This is a genomic window from Pseudomonas sp. S3_B11 (assembly GCF_054667715.1).
This window is the reverse complement of record NZ_CP162749.1, coordinates 3,096,016-3,118,860: the sequence shown is the minus strand read 5'-3', so window position 1 is coordinate 3,118,860 and position 22,845 is coordinate 3,096,016. Positions and strand designations below refer to the sequence as shown.

At 62.7% G+C, this 22,845-nt stretch carries 22 protein-coding genes and 1 pseudogene; 16 read left to right on the top strand and 7 right to left on the bottom strand.

What is annotated here, in order from left to right; translation table 11 throughout:
* Nucleotides 1–107: 107 nt before the first annotated feature.
* The 11 genes and pseudogenes from AB4O22_RS14085 to AB4O22_RS14035 all read left to right on the top strand — a co-directional run bounded on the left by AB4O22_RS14085 (nt 108) and on the right by AB4O22_RS14035 (nt 11,923).
* Nucleotides 108–1,170: pseudogene (locus tag AB4O22_RS14085) on the top strand (M28 family peptidase).
* 181 nt (nt 1,171–1,351) lie between these two features.
* Nucleotides 1,352–2,770 carry an LLM class flavin-dependent oxidoreductase gene (locus AB4O22_RS14080; protein WP_223471213.1) on the top strand — a complete coding sequence of 473 codons (1,419 nt, stop codon included), beginning with the start codon at nt 1,352–1,354 and terminating at the stop codon, nt 2,768–2,770.
* A gap of 4 nt (nt 2,771–2,774) precedes the next feature.
* Nucleotides 2,775–3,746: an AMP-binding protein gene (locus AB4O22_RS14075; protein WP_223471212.1), complete on the top strand. Its 972-nt coding sequence runs from the start codon at nt 2,775–2,777 to the stop codon at nt 3,744–3,746.
* Nucleotides 3,743–4,513, top strand: coding sequence for an ABC transporter ATP-binding protein (locus AB4O22_RS14070; protein WP_003200664.1), 771 nt, complete (start codon nt 3,743–3,745; stop codon nt 4,511–4,513). The genes AB4O22_RS14075 and AB4O22_RS14070 overlap by 4 nt, the downstream gene beginning before the upstream one ends.
* Nucleotides 4,491–5,390 (top strand): branched-chain amino acid ABC transporter permease, encoded by a 900-nt coding sequence (locus AB4O22_RS14065; protein WP_460077209.1) that lies wholly within the window; start codon nt 4,491–4,493, stop codon nt 5,388–5,390. Before AB4O22_RS14070 ends, AB4O22_RS14065 begins: the two co-directional genes overlap by 23 nt.
* A gap of 4 nt (nt 5,391–5,394) precedes the next feature.
* Nucleotides 5,395–6,459 (top strand): branched-chain amino acid ABC transporter permease, encoded by a 1,065-nt coding sequence (locus AB4O22_RS14060; RefSeq protein WP_003200668.1) that lies wholly within the window; start codon nt 5,395–5,397, stop codon nt 6,457–6,459.
* 78 nt (nt 6,460–6,537) lie between these two features.
* Nucleotides 6,538–7,878 carry an ABC transporter substrate-binding protein gene (locus AB4O22_RS14055; RefSeq protein WP_223471211.1) on the top strand — a complete coding sequence of 447 codons (1,341 nt, stop codon included), beginning with the start codon at nt 6,538–6,540 and terminating at the stop codon, nt 7,876–7,878.
* A gap of 65 nt (nt 7,879–7,943) precedes the next feature.
* Nucleotides 7,944–9,278, top strand: a complete 1,335-nt coding sequence (locus AB4O22_RS14050; RefSeq protein WP_460096524.1) for an ABC transporter substrate-binding protein — start codon at nt 7,944–7,946, stop codon at nt 9,276–9,278.
* Nucleotides 9,279–9,342: 64 nt separating this feature from the next.
* The gene (locus AB4O22_RS14045) at nt 9,343–10,119 is read left to right on the top strand and encodes an ABC transporter ATP-binding protein (protein ID WP_223471209.1); all 777 of its coding nucleotides are present in this window, start codon (nt 9,343–9,345) and stop codon (nt 10,117–10,119) included.
* A gap of 171 nt (nt 10,120–10,290) precedes the next feature.
* A complete protein-coding gene (locus AB4O22_RS14040; protein ID WP_460096522.1) occupies nt 10,291–11,523 on the top strand; it encodes an SfnB family sulfur acquisition oxidoreductase in 1,233 nt (410 codons plus the stop codon).
* Nucleotides 11,524–11,533: 10 nt separating this feature from the next.
* Entirely contained in the window at nt 11,534–11,923 is a 390-nt protein-coding gene (locus AB4O22_RS14035) for a hypothetical protein (RefSeq protein WP_223471206.1), read from the top strand.
* A 223-nt stretch (nt 11,924–12,146) separates the two neighbouring features.
* Here the strand turns inward: AB4O22_RS14035 and ssuD are convergent, their stop codons facing one another.
* The 5 genes from ssuD to AB4O22_RS14010 all read right to left on the bottom strand — a co-directional run bounded on the left by ssuD (nt 12,147) and on the right by AB4O22_RS14010 (nt 17,240).
* On the bottom strand, nt 12,147–13,283 hold the full coding sequence (gene ssuD, locus AB4O22_RS14030) for an FMNH2-dependent alkanesulfonate monooxygenase (protein ID WP_460096520.1): 1,137 nt from the start codon (nt 13,281–13,283) through the stop codon (nt 12,147–12,149).
* Between the two features lie 117 nt (nt 13,284–13,400).
* Nucleotides 13,401–14,504, bottom strand: coding sequence for a sigma-54 interaction domain-containing protein (locus tag AB4O22_RS14025; protein WP_460096518.1), 1,104 nt, complete (start codon nt 14,502–14,504; stop codon nt 13,401–13,403).
* Nucleotides 14,505–14,512: 8 nt separating this feature from the next.
* Nucleotides 14,513–15,700 (bottom strand): acyl-CoA dehydrogenase family protein, encoded by a 1,188-nt coding sequence (locus tag AB4O22_RS14020; RefSeq protein WP_038856383.1) that lies wholly within the window; start codon nt 15,698–15,700, stop codon nt 14,513–14,515.
* A gap of 59 nt (nt 15,701–15,759) precedes the next feature.
* Nucleotides 15,760–16,323, bottom strand: a complete 564-nt coding sequence (gene msuE / locus AB4O22_RS14015; protein WP_223471669.1) for an FMN reductase — start codon at nt 16,321–16,323, stop codon at nt 15,760–15,762.
* Nucleotides 16,324–16,598: 275 nt separating this feature from the next.
* The gene (locus AB4O22_RS14010) at nt 16,599–17,240 is read right to left on the bottom strand and encodes a LysE family translocator (protein WP_053162357.1); all 642 of its coding nucleotides are present in this window, start codon (nt 17,238–17,240) and stop codon (nt 16,599–16,601) included.
* Between the two features lie 210 nt (nt 17,241–17,450).
* On the opposite strand from AB4O22_RS14010, the gene AB4O22_RS14005 reads away from it, so the two are divergent.
* The 4 genes from AB4O22_RS14005 (at nt 17,451) to AB4O22_RS13990 (ending at nt 20,281) form a co-directional block, all read left to right on the top strand.
* Complete coding sequence (locus AB4O22_RS14005; RefSeq protein ID WP_460096516.1) at nt 17,451–18,224, top strand: SDR family oxidoreductase; 774 nt, start codon at nt 17,451–17,453, stop codon at nt 18,222–18,224.
* Between the two features lie 133 nt (nt 18,225–18,357).
* Nucleotides 18,358–19,251, top strand: a complete 894-nt coding sequence (locus tag AB4O22_RS14000) for a LysR family transcriptional regulator (RefSeq protein ID WP_223471671.1) — start codon at nt 18,358–18,360, stop codon at nt 19,249–19,251.
* 56 nt (nt 19,252–19,307) lie between these two features.
* Entirely contained in the window at nt 19,308–19,577 is a 270-nt protein-coding gene (locus tag AB4O22_RS13995) for a YceK/YidQ family lipoprotein (RefSeq protein ID WP_223471672.1), read from the top strand.
* 89 nt (nt 19,578–19,666) lie between these two features.
* On the top strand, nt 19,667–20,281 hold the full coding sequence (locus AB4O22_RS13990; protein ID WP_003200694.1) for a LysE family translocator: 615 nt from the start codon (nt 19,667–19,669) through the stop codon (nt 20,279–20,281).
* Between the two features lie 86 nt (nt 20,282–20,367).
* Here AB4O22_RS13990 and AB4O22_RS13985 read toward each other — a convergent pair whose 3' ends face one another.
* The gene (locus AB4O22_RS13985; protein WP_223471673.1) at nt 20,368–21,237 is read right to left on the bottom strand and encodes an NmrA family NAD(P)-binding protein; all 870 of its coding nucleotides are present in this window, start codon (nt 21,235–21,237) and stop codon (nt 20,368–20,370) included.
* Between the two features lie 143 nt (nt 21,238–21,380).
* On the opposite strand from AB4O22_RS13985, the gene AB4O22_RS13980 reads away from it, so the two are divergent.
* A complete protein-coding gene (locus AB4O22_RS13980; RefSeq protein ID WP_003200698.1) occupies nt 21,381–22,256 on the top strand; it encodes a LysR family transcriptional regulator in 876 nt (291 codons plus the stop codon).
* A 12-nt stretch (nt 22,257–22,268) separates the two neighbouring features.
* On the opposite strand, the gene AB4O22_RS13975 is transcribed toward AB4O22_RS13980, so the two are convergent.
* Complete coding sequence (locus AB4O22_RS13975; RefSeq protein ID WP_038856378.1) at nt 22,269–22,727, bottom strand: winged helix-turn-helix transcriptional regulator; 459 nt, start codon at nt 22,725–22,727, stop codon at nt 22,269–22,271.
* Nucleotides 22,728–22,845 lie beyond the last annotated feature (118 nt).

The window sequence follows — 22,845 nt, the reverse complement described above, 5'->3', positions numbered from 1 at the left end:
CGTTCGGGGCCGGACTGACCAGCGATGCTTGTGCGAATGAACTATTTGAACGGACGGGAAACGGGTGAGGTCTACGTTTTTCAAGCGTTGTGACAGGAACCTATCCGATGCCTTCAATGGACATTCTGCCGCTGCTCGAAGTACTGCTTCTGGCCCGCGGTCCCGGCGGGCAGGAAGACGAAGTCCGGGAAATATGCCTCAAGGAGCTGGCCAAGCACTGCGATGAGGCCTTTGTCGACGGGGCCGGCAACGTCCGGGGCCTGATCAAGGCTACGGAGGGGGGCTTCGCAGGCATCGCCCATCAGGGTCATGGCTCACCTTGATGAAATTGCCATGATCGTGAAGAAAGTAAGGCCTGACGGTAACCTTGAAGTCGTCGCGCTAGGCGGTGCCCAGCCCATCTGCTTTGGTGTGTGTCCGGTCGACATACTCGGCGATGGCCAATGCCTTCCCGGCGTACTGTCTTACGGTTCCATGCACAACAGTGGCGGTTCTGCCCAGGGGCGGGATGTGCTGTCAGGAGCGGTGAAGTGGAGCGATGTCCATGTGATTACCCGCTGTTCCCAGGAGGAATTGGCGTATGCCGGTGTCCGGCCCGGCGTACGTGTGGTACTCAGCCGACACTGGCGTCAGCCGTTCCAAGTGAAAGACACAGTCGCTGCTCACTTTCTGGATGACCGGGCGCCATTGGCGGCAGTGATCACCACGGCGCAGCAGTTGAAAAACCAAAGGCATGCGCTCAAGCAAGACGTCTGGTTCGTCTGCACGACACTTGAGGAAGAGTCCAACGCCGGTGCGCTCTATGCCTCTGCCCGCGTACCAGGCGACACCACGATCGCGGTCGAGGTGGGCCCGGTGCTGGAGGAATACGGGACGGTTTTATCGGCAGACCCGATTATCAACACCGGGGATCAGAAGGGCTATTACACCCGCTCTGTCGTGGACGCCCTGGTCAAGGCTGCACAGCGCTCGGGCTATCACCCACAAGTAGCGCTCCTGGTTGATTTTGCTTCCGACGCGAGCGCCATCCTGAGTGCTGGCCTGGCCGCTCGGGTGGGTTGCATCGCCATTCCGACGGAAAATACCCATGGCTTTGAAATGGTGCTCCATGAGGGGATCGTTGCGTGTGCGGCGACACTCACTGAGTACCTGCTTCATCCCGGTGGGTGAATACGCAGTGTCTGCCACCGGACAGTTGATCAACAAGGGTGTCCCCACACAGGCATTTCCATTGATGGAACGCGCATCTAACTGATTGTAAATAAACGACTTATCACTTGGCACGAATCATGTTGATAGAACAGTGAGAAGCACCGGGAAGTGGTGCTGAAGCTATCGAGCAGGAGTTCCCATGCCACGTGAAATTCGTTTGAATGCCTTTGAGATGAACTGTGTCGGTCACCAGTCGCCTGGTCTCTGGAGGCATCCCAAGGATCGCGCCTGGCAGTACAAGGACCTGGATTACTGGACCGACCTGGCCAAGCTGCTGGAGCGCGGCAAGTTCGACGGCATCTTCATCGCCGATGTGATCGGTATCTACGACGTGCTTGGCGGCAATGGTGATGCGGCCATCCGCCAGGCGACCCAGGTGCCGGTCAACGATCCACTGGCGTTGATCACGCCGATGGCGCTGGTGACCGAACACCTGGGCTTTGGCCTCACCGCCTCTTTGACCTTCGAGCACCCGTACCCCTTCGCCCGCCGGCTGTCCACGTTGGACCACCTGACCAAGGGGCGCATCGGGTGGAACATCGTCACCTCTTACCTCGACAGCGGGGCGCGTAACCTCGGGCAGAAGGCGCTGAGCGATCATGATGCGCGCTACGACTATGCCGACGAATACCTGGAGGTGCTCTACAAGTTGTTCGAAGGCAGTTGGGAGGAGGGCGCGGTGGTGCGCGACCGTGAGCACGGCGTTTTCAGCGACCCGAGCAAGGTCCACGAGATCCGTCACCAGGGCAAGCACTTTCAGGTGCCGGGCATCCACCTCTGCGAACCGTCGCCGCAACGCACGCCGGTGCTCTACCAGGCCGGGGCGTCGAGCCGTGGCAAGGACTTCGCCGCCGGGCATGCGGAATGTGTGTTTGTCGCCGCACCGTCCAAGGTGATCCTGAAGAAGACCGTGGCTGATATTCGCCGGCGTGCCGCCGAAGCCGGGCGCGATCCGCGCAAGGTGCTGATCTTCAACCTGCAAACGGTGATCGTCGACGAGACCGATGCCAAGGCGCAGGCCAAGTGGCGAGAATTGAAGTCCTACAGCAGCTACGAGGGCGCGTTGGCGCTGATCTCCGGCTGGACCGGCATCGACTTCGCTCAGTACCGACCTGACCAGGTCCTCAAGCACATCCACACCAACGCCATCCAGTCGGCGGTGGAAACCTTCTCTACCGCTGACCCGGACAAGCAGTGGACCGTCCAGGAACTGGCCGACTGGGTCGGCATCGGCGGCTTTGGCCCGTTGATTGTCGGCAGTGCGCAAACCGTGGCCGACGAGTTGCAGACCTGGGTCGAGGACACCGATGTGGATGGCTTCAACCTGGCCTACGCCCTGGCCCATGAAACCTTCCGCGATGTGGTTGAACTGCTGGTGCCCGAGTTGCAACAGCGCGGTGCGTACAAGACCGAATACCGCCCCGGTACTTTGCGCGACAAGCTGTTCGGCGACGGCCCGCGACTGCCGGGCAACCACCCTGGCGCCGGCTATCGGGACTTGAGTCGCCTGGCCCGGCGCACCCATCTCGCTGAACCGGTCTTGGCCGGCGAGGAGTAAGCCCATGAGTGTCTACGAACTCAATTCGCCACTGCCCGACAGCGTGACTGACAGTGCCCTGGCGGCCTTGCAACGCTGGGCCAGGGAGCGACCGACGCAGATCGCCCTGCGCCATCGGCGTCTCGGCATCTGGAAAGCCTGGCGTTGGATCGATGTGCAGCGCGAGGTCGAATGTGTTTGCGATGGTTTGCGCCAGCAGGGTTTTGCCCCAGGCGCGCGGCTGGCGCTCAGTGGTGCCTTCGAGCCGAGCCTGTTGATCCTGGCACTGGCCGCACGCCAACTGGGCGGGCACAGCGTGGTGATCGACCGCGACAGCCGTGGTGGGGATCTACAGCGCCAGTTACGCCTGGCCCGTCCGACGTTCGCCTTTGTCCAGCGCCGCGAAAGCGTATCGCACTGGCTGCAGTGTGGCCTGGATGAGGATTGGCCGCTGCGGCTGTATTCGGCCCAGGCCAACGCAGCGAGTCGCGGCCTGTGGCAAGTGCAGTCGCTGTCGGTGCTGTTCGTCAGCGAGGCGCCGACCGCACAGCGCCAGGGCTGGGCCCAGGTCGCCGAGGACACAGTGGTATGGGTCGACGAAGGCACCGAATGGTGCGATGGCTTGACCCACTTGTTCAGTCGTTGGCTGGACGGCGGCGAAGGCCTGGCATTTCCGGAAACCCGCGAGTCAGCCAGTCGCGATCGTCGCGAGATCGCCCCGACGGCCTTGTTGCTGTCCGCCGTGCGAGTCGAATCGCTGGCGGCGGAAATCGAGGCTCGCCTGCCACTTCCAGGCAGTTGGCGACGGCGCCTGTGCGAATGGACCCTGGATGATCCGCGGCGTGGCCTGCGACGCTGGCTCAAGGCGCGGGTGCGGCATCTGCTTGGCTTCCAGCGGCTGCGCCGGATCGAAGTGCCGAGCGCGCCCGCACACGCCGTATTGCAAGGACGGGCACCTCAATCGTGGTTGCAGGAGTACCTGGAGCGAGCGGCATGAGTGCGCTGCTGGAGGTGCGCAACGTGTCGCTGTCGTTCAGGGGTGTGAAAGCGATTTCCGACCTTTCGTTCAGCGTAAAGCTTGGCGAAATCTGCGCGTTGATCGGGCCGAATGGTGCGGGCAAGAGTTCGCTGCTGAACATCCTCAATGGGGTCTACCGGGCCGATGCCGGCCAGTTGTTCTTCGCCGCCGAACCGTTGCGCCGCCCGCATCCGCTGAAGGCGGCGCGGCTCGGCATCGGCCGGACGTTCCAGAACAATGCGTTGTTCAAGAAAATGAGCGTGGTGGACAACCTGCTTACCGGCCTGTCTCGCTTCCAGCGCACGTTTTTTCTCGAACAGGCCCTCGGCCTGCCGCGTGCCCGGCGCGAGGCGCGGGCGTTCGCCGAGCGTGCCGAGCGGGTACTGGAATTCCTTGAATTGCAGGCCTGGCGCGACGTCGCCGTGGGCAGCCTGGCCTACGGCCTGCAGAAACGCGTGGAGCTGGGCCGGGCACTGATCGCGCAGCCAACCCTGCTGTTGCTCGACGAGCCGATGGCCGGCATGAATGCCGAGGAGAAACAGGACATGAGCCGCTTCATCGCCGACATCAATCGCGATCTTGGCACCACGGTGATTCTCATCGAGCACGACATCCAGGTGGTCATGGGCTTGTCCAGCCATGTCGTGGTGCTGGACTACGGACGCAAGGTCGGCGACGGCTCGCCGGCCGAAGTCCAGGCCAATCCCGAGGTGATCGCCGCTTATCTGGGGGCGCCTCACCCATGAACTTTTTCTGGAAACCCTGATCGGCGGGTTGCTGGCCGGCACCCTGTATTCGCTGGTGGCCATCGGTTTCGTTCTGATCTACAAGGCCAGTGGCGTGTTCAATTTCGCCCAGGGCGCCATGCTGTTGTTCGCCGCGCTGACCTTCGTCAGCTTGCGCGAGCAGGGCCTGTCCTTTGCCCTGGCGTTGGTCCTGACGGTGTTGGTGATGATCGTCGGCGCATTGTTGATCGAGCGCCTGGTGCTGCGGCCGTTGGTCAACCGTTCGCAGATTACCCTGTTCATGGCCACCCTCGGCCTGTCGTTCATCATCGAAGGCCTCGCCCAAGGGCTGATGGGCGCCCAGGTGCGCGCGCTGGACCTGGGCATCGAGGACGTTCCGCTGTTCGTCGGCGAGATCATGATCAGTCAGTTCGACCTGATCGCCGCCGGAGTGTCGGTGCTGACGGTAGCGGTGCTGGCCTTGCTGTTCAACAAGACCCGCGTCGGTGTCGCCCTGCGTGCCGTGGCCGACGATACCCGTGCGGCGCTGTCGCTGGGCATCAACCTCAACCGCATCTGGCAGATTGTCTGGGCCGTGGCCGGCGTGGTCGGGCTGGTCGCCGGGCTGCTCTGGGGCGCGCGCCAGGGCGTGCAGTTTTCGCTCTCGCTGGTGGTGCTCAAGGCACTGCCGGTGCTGATCATTGGTGGCTTCACTTCGATCGGCGGGGCCATCGTCGGCGGGCTGATCGTCGGCGCCGCCGAGAACCTTGCCGAGGCCTACATCGGGCCGCTGATCGGCGGAGGCATCACGCCCTGGTTCGCCTATTTCCTCGCCTTGATCTTCCTCTACATCCGTCCGTCCGGCCTGTTCGGCGACCGGATCATTGAACGGGTATGACGCCATGACCGCTACTGTTCCGCGCCTCACTGCCAGCTTCGACGAGGCGCCCCTGACCCTGGTGCGTCGGAACTGGCGGCCGGGCCTGCTGCTATTGCTGCTGGTGGCCTTTGTCGGCCTGCCGTGGCTGGGTAACGACTATTGGCTCAATGCGATCCTGATTCCTTTCCTGGTGTTGTCGCTGGCCGGCCTGGGGCTGAACCTGCTGACTGGCTACACCGGCCAGACGTCGGTTGGCGCCGCCGGCTTCATGGCGGTGGGTGCGTTCGCCACCTACGGCCTGCTGTTGCGCGTGCCTGGCCTGCCGTTGCCGCTGGCGCTGCTTGGCGGCGGGGTGATCGCCGGGTTGGTCGGGCTGCTGTTCGGTATCCCCAGTTCGCGGATCAAGGGCTTCTACCTGATGGTCACCACGCTGGCCGCGCAGTTCTTCCTGGAATGGGTGTTCGCCAAGTTTCCCTGGTTCTACAACTACGCCTCGTCCGGCACCATCAGCGCGCCACGCCTGGAATTGTTCGGGCATAACCTGGCCACCCCGGTCGGCCGCTACCTGTTGACCCTCAGTTGCGTGGTGCTGCTGACCTGGGTGGCGATCAACCTGGTGCGCAGCCAGGTCGGCCGCAACTGGATGGCGATCCGTGACATGGACACCGCTGCTTCGGTGATTGGGATTGCGGTCGAGCGCGACAAGCGCATGGCCTTCGCCGTCAGTTCGTTTTACCTGGGTATCGCCGGGGCGCTCTGGGCGTTCGCCTACCTGGGGACGGCCAGTGCTGGCAGCTTCGACATCAACCGCTCGTTCCAGATTCTGTTCATCATCATTATCGGTGGCATGGGCAGCATTGCCGGCGCCTTCATCGGCGCGGCCTTCATCAGCCTTGTGCCGATCCTGCTCAGCCATGCCGGGCAATGGCTGTTCAACGGCAACGTCGACGCCGGGCAACTGCAGAACCTGCAGAAGGTGCTCTTCGGCGGTTTGATCATCTGGTTCCTGATCAAGGAACCGGAAGGACTGGCACGCCTGCTCGGCGATCTGCGCGAACGCATCAGAGTCTGGCCGCTGCGGTTCTGAGCGCCGACCCACGCCCCAACAGACCTTGACCCGACCAAGGGAAAGGAGGTTTCCAACACTGCACAAGAAGTACAAACCATGCGTAGAACTTTGCCTCGCCTCCTGTTCGCCAGTCTCTTCGTGGCTGGCGTCCAGGCCCTGCTGCCGACCGTCACCCAGGCCGCCAGCAACCAGCAATTCATCCCCATGGCCACTTACCGGGTCGGCGCCTATGCCTCAAGCGGTATCCCGTGGTGGGCGGGGGAAATCGACTATTTCCGTTACATCAACGAGGTCGAAGGTGGCATCAACGGCGTCAAGCTGGTCTGGCAGGAGTGCGAGACCGAGTGGAACGTCGATCGTATCGTCGAGTGCTATGAGCGCTACAAGGGTGGGCTGGACGGTGCGCCGACAGCGTTCTTCTTCACCCACAGCACGCCGGGTTCCTATGCGCTGATGGAGAAGGGCGCGGCCGACCGGATCCCGCTGATCGACGGGGCTGGCGGGCGTACCGAATCCACCGACGGCAGCGTGTTTCCCTATGCCTTCCCGCTGCTGCTCAATTACTACGGCCAGGCCTCGGTGGGCATCAACTACATCGCCGAGCGCGAGGGCGGTTTCGACAAGCTCAAGGGCAAGAAGATCGTCACCGTCTACCACGACTCCGCCTATGGTCGTGAAACCCAGGCGCCGATGACCTTGCTGGCGCAGAAGTACGATTTCGAGAACATCCAGATCCCAGTGGCCGATCCAGGCAACGAACAGTCCGCGCAATGGCGCCAGGTGCGGCAGATCAAGCCGGACTGGGTGTTCCTGCGGACCTGGGGCGTGTCCACTCCAGTGGGGATCAAGACAGCTGCGCGGTTCGGCATCCCGGTCGATCACATCATTGGTGATGTCTGGGCCGGCTCCGAGGCCGATGTGATCCCGGCTGGCCCTGCCGCCAAGGGCTACCAGGCGCTTGCGCCGTTCCCGGGCGGCGACGGTTTCGAGATCCACAAGCGCTTGCGTCAGTCGATCCTCGACACCGGCAAGAGCGACCTCAAGGACCGCAGCTATTTTGGCAAGGTCTACTACAACATCGGCCTGATCAACGCAGCCATCGCGGTCGAAGCACTGCGCACGGCCCAGGCGAAGTTCGGCAATCGCCCACTCAACGGCGAGGAAGCGCGCTGGGGCTTCGAGCACCTGGACATCGATGCCGCGCGGCTCAAGGCCAGTGGTTTCGAAGGCCTGCTGCCGCCGCTGAAACTGTCCTGTTCCGACCATGAGGGCGGCGGTGCGGCGCGCGTGCAGCAGTGGGACGGCGAGAAGTGGGTGCTGGTGACCGACTGGGTCCAGGCCGACCGCGCCACGCTGCGCCCATTGATCGAAGCCAAGTCCGCGGCCTACGCCAAGGAAAAGGGCATTACCCCACGAGACTGCGCCAGCGAGCAGTGAGCCGCCGTCGATAACTGTCGCCCGGCCGCCGTTGTGCGGTCGAGCACTCAAGCCGAGAAAAAATCATGCATGCAACCTTCAAACATAGCCTCGCCGCCTTCGGCCTGGCGCTCGGTGCCTGTGCGGCGCTGATCCCGGCTGCCCAGGCGGCCAACGAACAGTTCTTCCCGCTGGCTACCTTCCGGGTCGGCGCCTATGCCTCCAGCGGCATTCCGGTCTGGGCCGGGATGATCGACTACCTGCGCTACATCAATGAGGTGGAAGGCGGGATCAATGGCGTCAAGCTGGTCTGGCAGGAGTGCGAGACCGAATGGACGGCGGAGAAGGGCATTGAATGCTACGAGCGCTTCAAGAATGGCCTCAACGGCGCGCCGGTGGCGATCTACTCGCCCAATGGTGCACCAGCGGCCTATGCCCTTGCGGACAAGGCCGCCGCCGACAGGATTCCCTTGATCACCCTCGGCTATGGCCGCACCGAAGCCACCGACGGCAGGGTGTTCCCCTACAACTTCCCGGTCATGCTGACGTTCTACAGCGAGGCCTCGGCGTTCATCAACTATGTGGCCGAGCGCGAGGGCGGGCTGGACAAGCTCAAGGGCAAGAAAATCGCCACCGTCTACCACGATTCTGCCTACGGTCGGGAAACCCAGGGGCCGCTGGCACTGCTGGCGCAGAAGTACGGCTTCGAGAACATCCAGATCGCGGTGGCCGATCCGGGTAACGAACAGGCCGGGCAGTGGCGCCAGGTGCGACAACTCAAGCCGGATTGGGTGTTCCTGCGCACCTGGGGCGTGTCCACGCCAGTGGCGATCAAGACCGCGGCACGTTTCGGCTACCCGGTGGAGCGCATCGTCGGCGACATCTGGGCCAGTTCCAACGAAGACGTGCTGCCGACCGGCGAGGCGGGCAAGGGGTACCTGGCGCTGACACCCTATCCGGGCGGCGCCAACTTTGACATCCACCAGCGCATCCGCCAGTACATCCTCGACACCGGCAAGAGCGACCTCAAGGATCCGAAGAGCTTCGGCAGCGTCTACTACAACTCTGGCCTGGTGAACGCCGCCATTGCCGTCGAAGCGATCCGCGCCGGGCAGAAGCATTTCGGCAATCGCCCGCTCAACGGTGAGGAAGGTCGCTGGGGCCTGGAGCACCTCGACCTCAACGATGCACGCCTCAAGGAAATCGGTTTTCTCGGGCTGATGCAACCGCTGCGGTTGTCCTGCAACGACCACGAGGGCGGTGGGGCGGCCAAGGTGCAGCAATGGGACGGCCGGCAGTGGAACCTGATCACCGATTGGGTCCAGGCCGACCGCGCCGCGTTGCGCCCGTTGATCGATGCCAAGGCCGCCGAGTACGCGAAAGAGAAGGGCGTGACCGCCCGCGATTGCGCGGCGCAGTAACCAGGCACACAGCTCGCAAATCGAAACGCAACCGGGCGCGACTGCGCCCAAGGGGTAGGAAACCATGACCATTGAGGCCCTTGCGGGTACTGAGAATCGTGAGTTGCTGGCGGTGCAAGACATCGAAGTGATCTACGACGGCGCGATCCTCGCCGTGGCCGGGGTTTCCCTGCGGGTCGGACAGGGCGACATCGTCGCCCTGCTTGGCGCCAACGGGGCCGGCAAAAGCACCACGCTCAAGGCCATCTCCGGGCTGGTCCAGGCCGATCGGGCACAGGTCAGCCGTGGACGGATTGTCTTCCAGGGACAGGATTCCGCCGGGGTTGCGGCCAATTTGCTGGCACGCCAGGGCGTCGTCCATGTGCTGGAGGGACGGCATGTGTTCGCTCACCTGACCGTCGAGGATAACCTGCGTAGCGGCGGTTTCCTGCGCAAGCCGACGCGACGGGCGCTGGAGCAGGATCTGGAACGTATCTACGCCTGGTTCCCACGGCTGAAGACCAAGCGCAAGACCCAGGCCGGACTGACCTCGGGCGGCGAGCAGCAGATGCTTGCCATCGGCCGGGCACTGATGACCAAGCCTCGACTGGTGCTGCTCGATGAGCCTTCGATGGGCCTGGCGCCGATCCTTGTCGAAGAGATTTTCGCCATCGTCGCGCAGCTCAATGCCCAGGAGGGCGTGAGTTTTCTGGTGGCTGAGCAGAACATCAATGTCGCCCTGCGCCATGCCAGCTACGCCTACATCCTGGAGAACGGTCGGGTGGTGGGTGAGGGTGACGCCACGGAGCTGGCGGCGCGGGAAGACATCCAGCATTTCTACCTGGGTGGCAAGGTTCGCTGAGGGAGGCGCGATGCAACTGTTGGCTGGGCAACAGTCCGCCGACAACTTGCCGCTCACGGGGCTTTCATGCGTATCTGGGTGTCTCGTCAACTTATTGAATATAAAGAGTTTTTAAGTTTGGTACGGGCTGTGCTTTGGCTCTGGGTGAACCCGTTATGCATGGAGTAGCACATGACCGACTCACCGTCTTTCGATCTGCCTGGGCAGGCCCGTCCGGTGCCGCGCAGCCCGGCCCATATCATCCGTAGCGACGCCGAGGCCATCGAGGTGGCGCAGCGCCTGGCCGAGGATTTCTCCCGCGAGGCTGCCTTGCGCGACCGCGAGCGACGGTTGCCCTGGGAAGAGCTCGAACGCTTTTCCGCGAGCGGGCTATGGGCGATCCGCGTACCGAAGGCATACGGTGGCGCCGAGGTGTCCTATGCCACTCTCAGTGAAGTGGTCGCGATCATTTCCGCTGCCGATCCTTCCCTCGGCCAGTTGCCGCAGAACCATTTCGGTGTGCTCAGCAACCTCAGTCTGACCGGCAGCGAGGAGCAGAAGCGCCGTTACTACGCCAAGGTGTTGCAAGGCTATCGTTTCGGCAATGCCTTTTCCGAAGCGCGCAGCCAGTACGTCACCACCTTCCAGACGCAGATACGCTTCGACGGCGACACAGCCGTACTCGACGGCGAGAAGGCCTACTGCACCGGCGCACTGTTCGCCCATATCGTGCCGGTTGCCGGAGTGGATGAGGAAGGGCACGTCCATATCGCGCTCGTCCCACGCGATGCGGCGGGCCTGACGGTGATCGACAGTTGGGACGGTTTCGGCCAGCGCATTACTGCCAGCGGCCAGGTGCGCATCGCCGGCGTGCGGGTGCCAGCGAGCGACGTGGTGCCGGCCTGGAAGGCCTATGACCAACCCACCTCCGACGGCCCGATCTCGCAAATCATCCAGGCTGCGGTGGACACCGGCATTGCCCGTGGCGCCTTCGCCGAGACCTTGCGCGTAGCACGCCAGGCGCGTCCATGGGTGGACAGCGGGCTGCAACACGGCTGGCAGGACCCGCTTGGCCAAGCGCTGATCGGTGAGTTGGCCTGGCGCCTGCAGGCGGCCGAAGCGATTCTGCGGCGCGCGGCGCATGCGGTCGACCGTGCTGTCGCCGAGCCCTGCGAGGAGCGGGTGGCTGAAGCCTCGGTGATCGTCGGCCAGGCCAAGGTGCTGTCCACCGAGATTTCCCTGGAGGCGTCCAGCCGCCTGTTGGAGTTGGGCGGCACCCGCAGCGTATCGGCCAGTCAGGGGCTGGACCGGTTCTGGCGCAATGCGCGGACCCATACTCTGCACGACCCGGTGCGTTGGAAATATCACTTGGTCGGCAATCAGCTGCTCAACGGCATCAAGCCACAACGTCATTCCTGGAACTGAGGTATCGCGCATGTCCAACTTACATTCCCAAGGCCGTAGCGACCTGGCCCATGCTCGTCATGTCGAGGCTGCTTTGCTTGACTACCTGCGTGCCCAGAGTGCCCGTCATGAAGCCCTGGTGATCGCCGCGGTTGGCGAACTGCGCATCCGCATCGACGCTGCCGATGCCTTGCTGGAGTACGCCGACGAGTCCCAGTCGGCCGCCATCGCGTTTCGCCTGGCTGCCGCCGAGGCGGCGCGCCTGTCCGGTCATGTGTACTTCGAGTTGGCCGGTCGCAGCCTGCCGCGACCCTGGCCGGACAACCCCGAGCCGGCATTGCTGACCCAGCGTCGGCTGCTTGGCGACCATTACCTCAACGGCGCTGCGTTGGCCGATGGACAAGGGGATGGTTTGAGATAAGGACGGCGGCAGATGCCTCGTTCTGTGGGGGGCGAGCCTGCTCGCGATAGCGGTGGGTCGGTCAATTGATCGTTCCACGCTCTGCGTGGGAATGTCGCCAGGGACGCTCTGCGTTCCGCTTCTGGGATGTGACGCAGAGCGTCACCAGGATGCATTCCCACGCAAAGCGTGGGAACGATCAACACCCCAGAGCGTGGGCACGCTCCCTCGCCACGGATGCAGCTTAGTGAGCGGTCACTTTCTCCTGGCCGGCGCGGACGTCGAAGGCGCCGCCGGTGAAGGCTCCTTCCACGGTGACCTTGCCCTTGCCGGGCAACAGCGGGAACACCAGTTCGGCGAAGCGGTAGGCTTCTTCCAGGTGCGGGTAGCCGGACAGGACGAAGCTGTCGACGCCCAGGTCGGCGTATTCCAGCAGGCGTGCGGCGACGGTTTCGGGGTCGCCCACCAAGGCGGTGCCGGCACCGCCGCGTACCAGGCCAACACCGGCCCACAGATTGGGCGCCACTTCCAGCTTGTTGCGGTCGCCACCATGCAACGCCGCCATGCGCCGCTGGCCCTCGGAGTCCATCTTGACGTAGTTGGCCTGGGCGGCGGCGATGGTGGCGTCGTCGAGGTGGCTGATCAACTCGTCGGCAGCGTCCCATGCGGCTTCGCTGGTTTCCCGTACGATCACATGCAGGCGCACGCCGAAACGCACGCTGCGGCCATGTCTGGCAGCGCGGGTGCGCACGTCGGCGATCTTCTCGGCCACGGCCGCTGGCGGCTCGCCCCAGGTCAGGTAGGCGTCCACATGCTTGGCCGCCAGCTCGTGGGCCGCTTCTGATGAGCCGCCGAAGTACAGCGGCGGGTGGGGTTGTTGCACGGGAGGGAAGAAGTTCTGGGCGCCACGTACCTTCAGATGCTTGCCATCGAAGTCGACGGTCTCGCCTTGGAGCAGGCGCCGCCAGATGGTCAGGAACTCGTCGGAGGCGTCGTAGCGTTCGTCGTGCGTGAGGAACACACCGTCGGCCTCCAGTTCGGTAGCGTCGCCGCCCGGTACGACGTTGAGCAGCAGGCGACCACCACTGGCCTGGTCCAGGCTGGCGGCCTGGCGTGCCGACGCCGTGGGGTTGCCCAGCGAAGTGCGCAGCGCTACCAGCAGCTTGATGCGCTGGGTCACCGGAACCAGGCTGGCGGCGGTCACCCAGGGATCCAGGCAACTGGCCCCGGTGGGAATCAGCAGGCCATCGTAGCCGAGCTGATCGGCGGCCACGGCGATCTGGCGCATGTAGGCGTTGGTCGCCGGTCGGCCGCTGCCGGAATGGCCCAGGTAGCGGGTGTCGCCGGAGGTGGGAAGGAACCAGAAAATATCCAGGCTCATGAGGTTTGATCCTTGTGCGGTTGGGAGTCTGGAAAGGCGCATAGGTCCTTCCGGTATCGCAACGCTTGGCGTATTGGGGCTTTGTCGGCCGGGCCGCATCGCCTGGTTTTATTTTGATTAGATCGACAGTTGCAGGGCTCGGCCCGGGCGTGTTTTGGCGTCCGGACGGCGCCGGTTGACCACCAACTCGCCGATGGCGATCAGTCGCGCTCGCGTGACGTTGCGACTCAGGCCCAGCAAGCTGGCTGTGCGCACCTGGTTGCAGTGGCAAAAGCGGTAGGCGGCGCGCAGCAGGCTGTCTTCAACCTTCTCGTGGAGGCCGCCGGCCTGTTCTTCGAACAACCGGTGGAAGGTGCGCAGCAGTTGTTCGTCGGCGCTCTCGCCGAGGCTGGCCTGCGGTTGTTCCTGGCGCTCGATCCGCAGGGACGACAGGCGCAGGTCGTCTTCCTGCACCAGGCCGTTGCGGCATACCAGCAGGGTGTGGTGGATGACGTTCTCCAGTTCGCGAATGTTGCCCGGCCAGCCGTAGTCCACCAGTTTGCGCTCGGCTCCCGAGGTCAGGCGCACTTCGCCGTAGCCCAGGCGGTTGCAGTAGGTCTTGATGAAGTGGCGGGTCAGCGGCAGGATGTCGCCCGGCCGCTCACGCAGCGGATAGAGTTGCAGGCTGACCACGTCGAGACGGTAGTACAGATCCTCGCGGAAGTGGCCGGCACCGATGGCCTTGTCCAGTTGCACGTTGGTGGCAGCGACTACGCGCACGTCGATCGGGATGCTCTTGCGCGAGCCCAGGCGCACCACCTCGCGCTCTTGCAATACACGCAACAGCTTGACCTGTATGGCCATCGGCAGGTCGCCGATCTCGTCGAGGAACAACGTGCCGCCATTGGCCTCCTCGAACCAGCCGGCCTTGGCGGCGAGGGCGCCGGTGAAGGCACCTTTCTCGTGGCCGAACAGCTCCGCCTCCACCAGCGATTCGGAAAAGGCTCCGCAGTTGACGGCGACGAAGGGCCCGGCGCGTCGGCCGCTGAGGTTGTGGATGTGGCGTGCGACCAGCTCCTTGCCCGTGCCGGTCTCGCCAATGATCAGGACGCTGGCCTCGCTGGGGGCGACCTGTTGCACGTGGGCGAGCAGCGCCTGCGATCTAGGGTCTTCGAAGACCTGTGCGGTCGCCCGGATCGAGGTAGCCAGTGTTGGCGAAGGGGGGAGAGTCAGCAGTTGCATGGGCATCCCTATGAGTAGAAGGAGGGGGTAGGCCGCGTCTGGTTCAGCGCCCATTCACCCAGTTCGTGGAGTTTGTAATCCACCGGGTCGTGCAGGCTCTGGGTGCGCAGGTTGCGCCAATGGCGGTCGAGACGCAGCGATGCATGGGTGGCGCGGGCTCCGGTGACTTCGAACAGACGGCTACAGATATCCAGGCCGGTGCGTACGGCGGCGACTTTGGCGGTGGCGATGGACAACGCCAGTTGTGCGCGTTCCTCGGCACCCAGCGCGTGCCCCTTGTGCCAGGCCTCATCGAGCTGCTCGGCGGCACGCTCCACCAGCAGGCGCACGCTTTCCAGGCCGACCCAGAACTCACCGTAGTGACGCAGCACGTAGGGGTCTTCGCTGACATGCTGAGCCTTGGAGCGGAACCACGGACGGCCTTCCTTGAGGGTGTACTGACGAGCCTCTTCCAGGGCGCCTTCGGCGATGCCGAGGAAGATATGGGAGAAATGCAATTGGGCGATCAACGGGCGCAGGCAGGCGAAATGCGTGCTCAGGGGGCCGGGGTCAAGCAGCAACTCGTTCTCTTCCACGCGCACCCGTTCGAAGGTGGCGCTGCCACTGTCGGTCTGGCGCTGGCCCATATTGTCCCAGTCGCCGTGCAGGGTGATGCCGGTGCGGCCACTGGGGATCGCGGCAATCAGCAGTTTGCCGCCGGCGCTTTCGTCGATGGCCGAGGCGATCAGCATTTCCGAGTCGCTGGCACCGGAACAGAAGCTCTTCTTGCCGGAAAATTCCCGCCAGCCGTCAAAGGTCTTGACCACGGTACGGGTGTCCAGGGGGTTCAGTGCATTGCCCCAGAACCAGTTCTTGCGGGCGGTCTGTTCGAACCAGGGTTGCCACTGATCGGGGCGCGAAAACAGGCGCACGGTGGCCAGCATCAGGTGCTGGAAACCGAAGACGTGGGCGATGGAACTGTCCACCTTGGCGAACTCGCGCACCACCCCAAGGGTTTCGCTCCAACTGGCGCCGAGGCCGCCAAACTGGGTTGGAATGCTCAAGGCCAGCAGGCCGCTTTGGCGAATGGCGTCGCGTTGCTCCTTGGGCGTGCCGCCGGCCTCGTCGCGCTCTACGGCGGTTTCGGCGAATTCCACCGCCAGGCGGCGGGCGGTCTGCAGCGGGGTCAGTACGGTTGGCTGTTGTTGGGTTCTCACGCGATATCCCTCGCAAAAAGGCCTTCCAGGCAAATGCAGTCGTGATTCATGCGGGCTCCTCAGGCGATCTTGCGCAGGGCGTGTGCCTGGCCGGAAAACAGGCGAGCGGCGCGCGCGGCCGCCAGCTCGATGCGCGACTGCAAGGTCTCGCTGACGATGCGGTAGTCGGCGAAATCGGTCTCGCTGGCGTACACGCCGATGGGCAAGGTGAGTGACTGGAAGAAGCTGAACAGCGGGCGCAATTGGTGATCGAGGACCAGGGCATGACGCTCGCTGCCACCGGTGGCGGCCAGCAGTACCGGCGTGTTGACCAGGGCGTCCTGACCGACCAGGTCGAACAAATGCTTGAACAGGCCCGGATAGGTGCCGCGATAGACCGGTGCGGCCACCACCAGCAGGTCGGCAGACTCGATCAAGCGCAGTTCGTGCTCGACGGTTTCCGGCAATTCCTTGCGCCACAGCGCGCCGCCCAGCGGACGGGCAATGTTGCCCAGTTCGATCAAGTGGGTATCGATGACCAGATGCTGGCCGAGCTCGCCCAGGATGGCTTCGGTCAGTGCCAGAGTGCGGGAGGGGCGGGAGGTACCGCCGGAGACGGCGACGACTTTCAGAGGAGTGCTCATCCTAGGTGTTCCTGTTGGACTGTTGATCGGGGTACATGAGCTTGAGCAAGGGCCGTACCAATGTGAAAAGCCCAGTGTTTACTGGGCTTCGTGGGGTAGGAGAGGGGGGTGACTGTTGATCTGGCGGATGAATTGTTGAGTGGCTGTTGCACAGGCAACAGTTGAGCCGATGTTCCTGTGGCAACAGTTTTCAGTGCTGGGATTGATGCACGTCGAGCAACGGCTTCAGTTCTTGTTTATTCAGCAAGTTGGGGCGGGACAAACATGCAGCCGTCCTAAACAGCCGGCCGCCGCATCGCCAGAATGGCCGCACCGAAGCCGATGAACGTCGAGCCAACGAGCCTGCTGATCCACACGGAAAACGCGGGCCGTTTCAGCACGCCTTTGGCCTGGGCCGCAATGGCGGCATACAGGCTCAAGGAAACCAGCGACAAGCCTGCGAATATCGACGTAAGAATCAGGAACTGCGGCAGCAGTGCGTCGCTCTGGTCGATGAATTGCGGGAACAGGGCGGTGAAGAACATCGTCGCCTTGGGGTTGGTGATGGCTGTCAGGAAGGCCGACTTGTACAGCTTTGAACGCGATGGCTTGCTGGTCGTGCCGTCCGCTTGCACGTCCTGCGCGAGTATCGGGCTCTTTTTGAACAGCTGCCTGGCGCCCAGGTAGAACAGATAACCCGCCCCCAGGACTTTCACGGCGTTGAACAGCCATTCGGAGCTGGCGAGCAAAGCGCCCAGCCCCAGCATGGCGGCGGCCGACAAGCAGAACAGCCCGCTGGCGTTGCCCACCGACGACCACACCGCGTAGCGCGGCCCGTAGGCCAGGCTGTTATTGATCGCCATCAAGGTGGCAGGTCCGGGACTGGCGATGGCGATTGCCGCGACCAGGGTAAAGGCGAGAATTGAGTGCAGTTCCATTGATCACATTCGCGACTGATTGAGAGGATGTGCATCCTACAGGAGAACCGGGGGTTGGCTGAATACGGCCTCAACAAGGTTTCTATCGGTGTAGCCGCGCAGCAGCGATTGGCCGGGTATCCTGAACAGTGCATCCAGCGCCCGCCCGCTTATCTTTGCCCGGCACCGCCCTAGACTGGCAATTCCTCAACCAGTGGAAGGAGTCTCGCCATGCCAGATCATTCAATCAACGGTAAAGTCGTGCTGATCGCCGGGGGCGTGAAAAACCTCGGCGGCTTGATCGCCCGTGACTTGGCCCGACACGGCGCCAAGGCCGTGGTGGTGCATTACAACAGTGCTTCCAGCCAGGCCAACGCGAACGCTACCGTGGCCGCAATCGAGGCCCTTGGAGCAAAGGCCGTGGCGCTGCAAGCGGACTTGACCACGGCCGCTGCCGTAGAGAAATTGTTCAATGATGCAGTGGTGGCGGTGGGACGGCCGGACATTGCGATCAACACCGTTGGAAAGGTCTTGAAAAAGCCCATGGCCGAGATTACCGAGGCCGAGTACGACGAGATGATGGCGGTCAATGCCAAGGCTGCGTTCTTCTTTCTCAAGGAAGCTGGAAAACAGCTCAACGATAACGGCAAGATCTGCACCATCGTCACCTCGTTACTCGGTGCATTTACCCCGTTCTATGCGGCCTATGCCGGCAGCAAGGCTCCCGTCGAGCAATTCACCCGGGCCGCAGCCAAAGAATTGGGGGCCCGCGGCATTTCGGTAACGGCCGTAGGGCCCGGCCCGATGGATACGCCGTTTTTCTATCCGGCCGAGGGCGAGGATGCGGTCAACTACCACAAGACGGCTGCGGCATTGTCACCGTTCTCGCGCACCGGCCTGACGGATATCGAGGACGTGGCGCCCTTCATCCGCAACCTTGTCAGCGATGGCTGGTGGGTGACCGGTCAAACGATTCTGATCAATGGCGGTTACACCACCAAGTAATCGAGCAAAAAAGCCGTTGTGCCTGCGCAACGGCGATTACCCTGTTACCTGTAAATCCATCGCCATGGTGTCGTCATGAACGCCGATCAACTTGTGCTTCATCACCCGTTGCGCCCGTTCGAGCATTGAAACCATGGACAGAATCGAGCAGTACCGCATCTTCGTTCTGGTCGCCGAGCTCGGCAGTTTCATTCAGGCGGCGCGGTTGATGAAACTGCCGCGGGCCACCGTGTCGGCTGCCGTTCAACAGCTTGAGGCCAACGCGGGTACTCGGCTGTTGAATCGAACCACTCGCAAGGTGTCGCTGACCGCTGATGGCCGCCAGCTACTGGTGAGGGCGAGCCAGGTGCTGCTGGACGTCGACGAGATCGACCAGTTGTTCCAGAACAGTCAGGAGCAGGTCTCGGGCCGCCTCGATATCGATGTGCCCAGCCGTATTGCCCGGCGCATGATCATCCCGGCGTTACCCGATTTCCTGCGCCGCTACCCGCAATTGCAACTTGGCCTGCGCTCGACTGACCGTGCAATCGATCTGGTGCAGGACGGCGTCGACTGCGTCATCCGGTTTGGCACCCCACAGATCAGCAGCCTGGTGATGAAACCGTTGGGCCAGGTGCGACTGGTCAATTGCGCCAGCCCCGCGTATCTGGCCGAGTTTGGCGTGCCCCAGCATCCCGATGACCTGAGAGACGGCCATGTGTGCATCGGCTACATGACAACGGCGGGTGCAAATGAAGCTTGTTGGGAGTACGGCGAACGGACACTGGCCTTGCCCTGCCGCCTTGTCGTCAACAACGCGGAAAGCTACATCGCGGCGTGCTGTGCCGGGCTTGGATTGATTCAGGTGCCGTTATTCGATGTCCAGCACCTGCTCGATTCGGGCGCCTTGGAGACAGTGATGGACAGCTATCGCCCCGCACCCATGACGGTTTCGGCGCTCTACCCTGATCGACGTCAGAGCTCACGGCGTCTCGGGGTGTTCATCGAGTGGTTCGCGACCCTGCTGGGGCCTGGCCTTGAGCGCTGAGCCGTCGGGGCGGCTTTAATGCTACAGTCCGGCCTTTCCTGGGGGAGGGGCGCGTCATGCGGATCGTAGTAATGGTTTTGACGATGGCGCTGCTGGGCGGATGCGCCACGGCCAACGAAACCTTTGGCATGGGACAGCTCTGCGGCCGCCATCCTTACTGCGGTGCGGCGACCGATATCGAGATCATCAAGGCCTCGACGAATGACAACGACGTGTATTCACGCGCGCTGGCACCGTTTGCCGTCGTCGACCTTCCTTTCAGCATCGTCGCCGATACGCTGATCCTGCCTTATACGATTTTTCATATGAGGCCTGCCGAGGAGTAGGTGTATTGCCTCGATGGGTTGAATCCGTGGGGCAGCAATGCGGCATTTTTGGTGACGATCACCGCCTACAGATTTCGCGAGGGACGCACATGATCGACGGTTCCGCTGTCTTGACAGTTTTTTTGGTCTACCTGGCTGGTGTCGTGATTCCTGGACCGAATTTCGTCGCGGTGGTCCATAAGGCGGTGGCGGCTACGCGCTCTGAAGCGCTGGCCTTGGTGGCGGGAATCGTACTGGTCAACCTGTTCTGGTCCACCTGTGCGATTGCAGGTCTCGGGGTTGTATTTGCTGCGCTCCCTTGGGCTGCGCTGGTTGTAAAGGTTCTGGGCGCAGCCTACCTGATGTGGTTCGGATTCCGACTGCTGATCAACGCGGGGAGGAATGCGCCGGGCCCGCTGAATGATGCCGTCGCCGGTAGTTGCCGCCAGTCCTTTATTCAGGGGGTGATCACCAACATTGGCAACCCCAAGTCCATGGCTTTCTATGCCGCTGTTTTTTCAGCCGCGGCTCCCGCCCACGTTTCGCCAGGCACGTTTTTGTCGATGCTGGCAGTTGTCGTGGTGGTTTCAATGGCCTGGTATGCAATGGTCGCAATTGCGCTTTCGCAACCGAGGATTGCTTGCGCCTATCAAGGTAGGAAAAAAGCAATTGATCGACTGTGTGGTGGTTTGATTTTGTCTCTGGGGATTCGCCAGCTGGTTTAGCGAGTAGCCGTTGCTGGAGCAAGCCTTCCTCGTTGCACGCCAGGTCGGTGTTCCGCTGACCGACCTGGCGCATACTGCCCAGCTGTTCAAACCCCTGCGGTGGCCTCGCGGACGAAGTCTTCGTAGGTGCGCAACGGACGCCCGAGGATGGTTTGTAGCCGTTCCACGGTTCCTTCAGCAGCCTGCATGCCAAACGTCTGGATACCGGACATCATCAGGCGCATGTCATAAGCCAGCCAGGCGGGACCGTACGCGGCCAATTGCGCTTCGAAGGCGGCCACATCGTCACCGCCGTAGGCGATCTCGCGACCCAGGGCGGAACTCCAGATATTCGCCGCGGCGGCACCGGTCAGTGCTTGTGGGCCGACCAGCTCGAGGGTTACACGGTCCAGGGCCAAAGGTGCCCTGTCGCGTCGCAGCAACTCGGCAGCGGCGATATCGGCGATGTCGCGGGCATCGATCATCGAGACGCCCGCCGAGCCGATCGGCATCGGGTACACCGAGTAGTTCTGAATCGTCTGCTGGACCATCAATTCGTTTTGCATGAAGTACGCCGGGCGCAGGATGGTCGCCGGGATGTCGAGGCTTTCGATCATGCGCTCGACCGTGTGCTTGCCGGTGAAGTGCGGAACGTGGGTGAACTTGTCAGCGTGAATCACCGACAGGTAGACGATGCGCTCGATGCCGGCCTCGCGAGCGAGGTTCAAGGTGATGAGGGCTTGTGTCACCTCGTCGGGGGTCACGGCATTGAGCAGGAACAGCGTACGCACCGACGCCAGCGCCTCGCGCAGCGAAGGCACGTCGGTGAGGTCGGCAACGACTTCAGTCACGCCCGCCGGGAATGTTCCCTTGCCAGGCTGGCGCACGAGGGCTTTGACGTCGGCGCCTGCGTCGGCGAGGCGCTGGATGATGAGTGAACCGATGGTGCCCGTGGCGCCGGTAATGAGAATGCTCATGTTGAATCTCCTGCAAAAGGGTGGGTAGCCGGAAAAGTCCGCTACGGCCTTGTCGGCCCGTTGCGATGATCAAACGATATTCCGTTGCAGAAACAAAACGAAGACGCCAGGATGTAGACACTCCGTTTCAAAAGTGGAACAGCATGAACCTGAACGCGCTGATCGATTTCACCCTCGTCGCAACGAACGAGGGGTTGGGAAAAGCAAGCCGTGCGAGCGGAATATCCAAGGCAACCTTGTCGCGCCGCATTGCCGACCTCGAGGAGCAATTGGGCGTCAGGCTGATCGAGCGCAGTGCGCGTGGTCTGAAGCTCACCGAGGCTGGAGAGCTGCTGCTGAGCAGGGCCGAAGGGCCGTTGGCCGAGGTGGTCGAAGCCATGGCGGCGGCGAAGGAGGGCGTATCGACGCCTCGCGGACGCTTGCGTGTCGCTGCCCCGGTCCTGTTTTCGCAGCTTGCGATGGGCGGCATCGGCGCAGCGTTTTGTGCGGCTTACCCGGACGTCACGATCGAGGTCATTTCGGAGGATCGCGTGGTTGATCTCGTCGAGGAACAATTTGATGTCGCCATCCGGATCAACCCCAGCCCGGACAGCGATTTAGTCGGTCGCTGTTTCGCCAAGGACCGGCTGGTGGTGGTGGCCGCGCCTGGATTACCTCGGCCTGCACCCGGCGCCATCCGCTCAGTTCCCGGTGTTGTGATGTCCAGTTTCGAGCCCACCCATTGGACACTCGATGGCGGCAGCCTGATTCTGGAGCCGATCCCCAGGCTGCGCTTCTCTTCGTTCCTGATGATCCGCGATGCGGCCATCGCCGGTGGTGGGGCTGCCCTCATTCCACAGTCCATCGCATGGAACCAGTTGGCCAGTGGCGAGTTGGTCCAGTGGGGCACGGTATCGGGGAAGGAAGCCGAACTCTGGGTCTTGCACACGTCCCGGCGTCTTGCTGCACCGAAGGTGCGCGCATTTGTCGATTTCATGTGCGCCAGGTACCCGGACATGTCGTTGGTACTGAAGGGGTAGGGACGATCAGTCTCACGTCGGGTTGTCGGCAATGAGCCTCACCCTGTGGCAATCGGCCGGTCCGAGTTTCTGACCGCTTGAGGATCGAACATCCATCGGCATGAGGGCCTGCCCGGACGTGTTGTCCAACAGCGCGGAACGCGTTTCTCCCGGCTCGAACAGGAAGCGTTCGCCCCACTGTCGCAGGCTGACCACGACCGGAAAGATCTCTCGGCCTTTGTCTGTCAGGACGTATTCCTTGTAGGCGCTTCCATCGGATGCGGGTCGAACGTCGAACACCCCGACCTCGACCAACGCTTTGAGTCGCGAAGCCAGAATGTTCTTGGCCACGCCCAGGCTCTTCTGAAATTCGCTGAAGCGGCGAATGTCGTCGAATGCATCACGAATGATCATGAGCGACCAGCGATCGCCAATCACGTCCAGTGTCCTGGCTACCGGGCATTCGCTGTTTTGCGGTGAAGCGTTTTCCATTGTATTGACCTCCTGAAAAAGCATCGCAAGTCCGGTCGATGTCTGTGGTTGCAAATTGAAACCTGATCAGGCAACAATCCAGTCAGGTTTTCAATTGAAACCAGTTTAGCGCCAAGGA

Bases quoted from the DNA above. Each gene is read 5' to 3' on its own strand.
- ssuD (WP_460096520.1), bottom strand. From the start codon at position 13,283: ATGAGCCTGGATATTTTCTGGTTCCTTCCCACCTCCGGCGACACCCGC.
- AB4O22_RS14070 (WP_003200664.1), top strand. From the start codon at position 3,743: ATGAGTGCGCTGCTGGAGGTGCGCAACGTGTCGCTGTCGTTCAGGGGT.
- AB4O22_RS14010 (WP_053162357.1), bottom strand. From the start codon at position 17,240: ATGGAACTGCACTCAATTCTCGCCTTTACCCTGGTCGCGGCAATCGCC.
- AB4O22_RS14060 (WP_003200668.1), top strand. From the start codon at position 5,395: ATGACCGCTACTGTTCCGCGCCTCACTGCCAGCTTCGACGAGGCGCCC.
- AB4O22_RS14000 (WP_223471671.1), top strand. From the start codon at position 18,358: ATGGACAGAATCGAGCAGTACCGCATCTTCGTTCTGGTCGCCGAGCTC.
- AB4O22_RS14035 (WP_223471206.1), top strand. From the start codon at position 11,534: ATGTCCAACTTACATTCCCAAGGCCGTAGCGACCTGGCCCATGCTCGT.
- AB4O22_RS14055 (WP_223471211.1), top strand. From the start codon at position 6,538: ATGCGTAGAACTTTGCCTCGCCTCCTGTTCGCCAGTCTCTTCGTGGCT.
- AB4O22_RS14005 (WP_460096516.1), top strand. From the start codon at position 17,451: ATGCCAGATCATTCAATCAACGGTAAAGTCGTGCTGATCGCCGGGGGC.
- AB4O22_RS13985 (WP_223471673.1), bottom strand. From the start codon at position 21,237: ATGAGCATTCTCATTACCGGCGCCACGGGCACCATCGGTTCACTCATC.
- AB4O22_RS13995 (WP_223471672.1), top strand. From the start codon at position 19,308: ATGCGGATCGTAGTAATGGTTTTGACGATGGCGCTGCTGGGCGGATGC.
- AB4O22_RS14050 (WP_460096524.1), top strand. From the start codon at position 7,944: ATGCATGCAACCTTCAAACATAGCCTCGCCGCCTTCGGCCTGGCGCTC.
- msuE (WP_223471669.1), bottom strand. From the start codon at position 16,323: ATGAGCACTCCTCTGAAAGTCGTCGCCGTCTCCGGCGGTACCTCCCGC.
- AB4O22_RS13990 (WP_003200694.1), top strand. From the start codon at position 19,667: ATGATCGACGGTTCCGCTGTCTTGACAGTTTTTTTGGTCTACCTGGCT.
- AB4O22_RS14045 (WP_223471209.1), top strand. From the start codon at position 9,343: ATGACCATTGAGGCCCTTGCGGGTACTGAGAATCGTGAGTTGCTGGCG.
- AB4O22_RS14075 (WP_223471212.1), top strand. From the start codon at position 2,775: ATGAGTGTCTACGAACTCAATTCGCCACTGCCCGACAGCGTGACTGAC.
- AB4O22_RS13975 (WP_038856378.1), bottom strand. From the start codon at position 22,727: ATGGAAAACGCTTCACCGCAAAACAGCGAATGCCCGGTAGCCAGGACA.
- AB4O22_RS13980 (WP_003200698.1), top strand. From the start codon at position 21,381: ATGAACCTGAACGCGCTGATCGATTTCACCCTCGTCGCAACGAACGAG.
- AB4O22_RS14040 (WP_460096522.1), top strand. From the start codon at position 10,291: ATGACCGACTCACCGTCTTTCGATCTGCCTGGGCAGGCCCGTCCGGTG.
- AB4O22_RS14080 (WP_223471213.1), top strand. From the start codon at position 1,352: ATGCCACGTGAAATTCGTTTGAATGCCTTTGAGATGAACTGTGTCGGT.
- AB4O22_RS14025 (WP_460096518.1), bottom strand. From the start codon at position 14,504: ATGCAACTGCTGACTCTCCCCCCTTCGCCAACACTGGCTACCTCGATC.